Below are 2,232 nucleotides of genomic sequence, written 5' to 3'. Positions count from 1 at the left end.
GCACCACCGGCCTGCCCAAGCCCATCGTGCACGGCCACGGCGGCATGGTGCTGGTGGCGCTGCAGCTCAAGGGGCTGCACAACGACATCGGCTGCAGCTACGAGCCCAATTCGTTCGGCGAGCGCTACCACTGGTACAGCTCGACCGGCTGGGTGATGTGGAACGCGCAGGTGAGCGGCCTGCTGGCGGGCAGACGTGCGTGATCTACGACGGCAACCCGGGCGGCAGCCGCGAGCGGCCCGACTGGGGCACGCTCTGGCGCTTCGCCGCCGAGACGGGCGTGACGTTCTTCGGCGCGGGCGCGGCCTTCTACGCCAACTGCATGAAGTCGGGCCTGTCGCTCACGGACTGCGGCGACCTCTCGCGCGTGCGGGCGCTGGGCACCACCGGCTCGCCGCTCGCGCCCGAGGTGCAGGCCTGGGGCACGGCGCAGTTCCGCGCGCTGGGCGTGTCGGGGCATGCGGACGGCGACATCTGGTGGAACAACATCTCCGGCGGCACCGATTTTTGCGGCGCCTTCATCGGCGGGCACCGCGAACTGCCCCAGGTGCCCGGCGAGATGCAGTGCCGCATGCTGGGCGCGGCGGTCGAGGCCTGGAACGCCGAGGGCCAGCCGGTGATCGACGAAGTGGGCGAGCTGGTGTGCGCGCAGCCCATCCCGTCCATGCCGCTGTACCTGTGGGGCGATGGCGAGCCGGGCCCGGCCGGGCGGGGCGGCGACCCGAACGGCAAACGCTACCTGGCGAGCTATTTCGACATGTACCCGCCCGGCCACGGCCGGCGGCCGGGCGGCGGCGACGGGCCCGTGGACATGGGCCCGGTCTGGCGCCACGGCGACTGGATCCGGATCGGCCGCCACGGCGGCTGCGTGATCTACGGGCGCAGCGACGCCACCATCAACCGCCACGGCCTGCGCATGGGCACGAGCGAGATCTACCGCGCCGTCGAGGCCCTGCCCGAGGTACTGGACAGCCTGGTGGTCGACCTGGAATCGCTGGGCCGCGACAGCTACATGCCGCTCTTCGTCGCGCTGCGGGGCGGCGTGGTGCTGGACGACGCCCTGCGCGGGCGCATCGCCGCGGCCATCCGCACCGCGCTGTCGCCGCGCTTCGTGCCGGACGAGATCGTGCAGGTGGCCGAGGTGCCGCGCACGCTGAGCGGCAAGAAGCAGGAGCTGCCCATCAAGAAGCTTTTGTTGGGCCAGCCTCTGGACAAAGTGGTCAACCAGGACGCCATGGCCAACCCGGGCTGCCTGCCCTGGTACGTGGCGTTTGCGCAGCAGCGCGCGGCCACCGCTGCGGCGCCTTAGCGCTTCAGTGCGTTAGCGCGCCGTCACGCCGTCACGCGGCCGCGGGGCGGGCGCGCACCAGCGTGCTCTTGCCGAACAGGCTCTGCACCAGGTCGACCACCAGCTCGGCGGTCTGATTGCGGATGTCGAGCGCGGGGTTCAGCTCCACGATGTCCAGCGAGGCCAGGCGGCCCGTGTCCGCGATCATCTCCATGCAAAGCTGCGCCTCGCGGTAGTTGGGGCCGCCGCGCACGGTGGTGCCGGTGCCGGGGGCGATCTCGGGGTCGAGGAAGTCCACGTCAAAACTCAGGTGCAGGTGCACATCGTCGCCGGCCTCGCCCTCCAGCCCGTCGAGCGCGCGGCGCATGACCTCGCGCATGCCCAGCTCGTCGATGGAGCGCATGTCGTACACCTCGATGCCCAGCTCGCGGATCAGGCGCTTTTCCTCGTCGTCCACGCTGCGCAGGCCGATCTGGCACAGCTGCGCGCCCTGCAGCGCGGGCACGGCGCCGCCCAGGGCCGACAGCGATTCGGGGCCGAAGCCGTACAGGCTCGCCACGGGAATGCCGTGCACGTTGCCGCTGGGCGAGATGGCGGGCGTGTTGCAGTCCGCGTGGGCATCGAGCCAGAGCACGCGCAGGCGCTTGCCCGTCTGGCGGCAGTGCCGCGCGACCGCGCTGATCGAGCCCACCGCCAGGTGGTGGTCGCCCCCGAGCAGGATGGGCATGCGGCCGGCGGCGAACTGCGCGGACACGGCGTCGTGCACCGCGCGGTTCCATGCCACGCATTCCGCCAGGTTGCGCAGCCCGTGGTCGCCCCGCGCGCTTTGCGGGTTGGGTGGGCCGAAGAGGTTGCCGGCATCTTCCACGTCCACGCCGAACCGCGCGAGGGCCGGGCCCAGCTGGGCGACGCGCAGGGCGTCGGGCCCCATGGCCGCGCCCAGG

General features: G+C 72.2%; 1 protein-coding gene and 1 pseudogene. One reads left to right on the top strand and one right to left on the bottom strand.

What is annotated here, in order from left to right:
* Positions 1–1,309, top strand: a pseudogene (locus AC27IO_RS23150) (AMP-binding protein); the annotation flags it as partial.
* A gap of 31 nt (positions 1,310–1,340) precedes the next feature.
* On the opposite strand, the gene rocF reads toward AC27IO_RS23150, so the two are convergent.
* The gene (gene rocF / locus AC27IO_RS23145; RefSeq protein WP_498741004.1) at positions 1,341–2,231 is read right to left on the bottom strand and encodes an arginase; all 891 of its coding nucleotides are present in this window, start codon (positions 2,229–2,231) and stop codon (positions 1,341–1,343) included.
* Between the last annotated feature and the right edge of the window lies 1 nt (position 2,232).

The sequence above is a fragment of the Acidovorax sp. KNOB132 genome (assembly GCF_057541515.1).
This window is presented reverse-complemented; position numbering and strand designations above follow the sequence as displayed.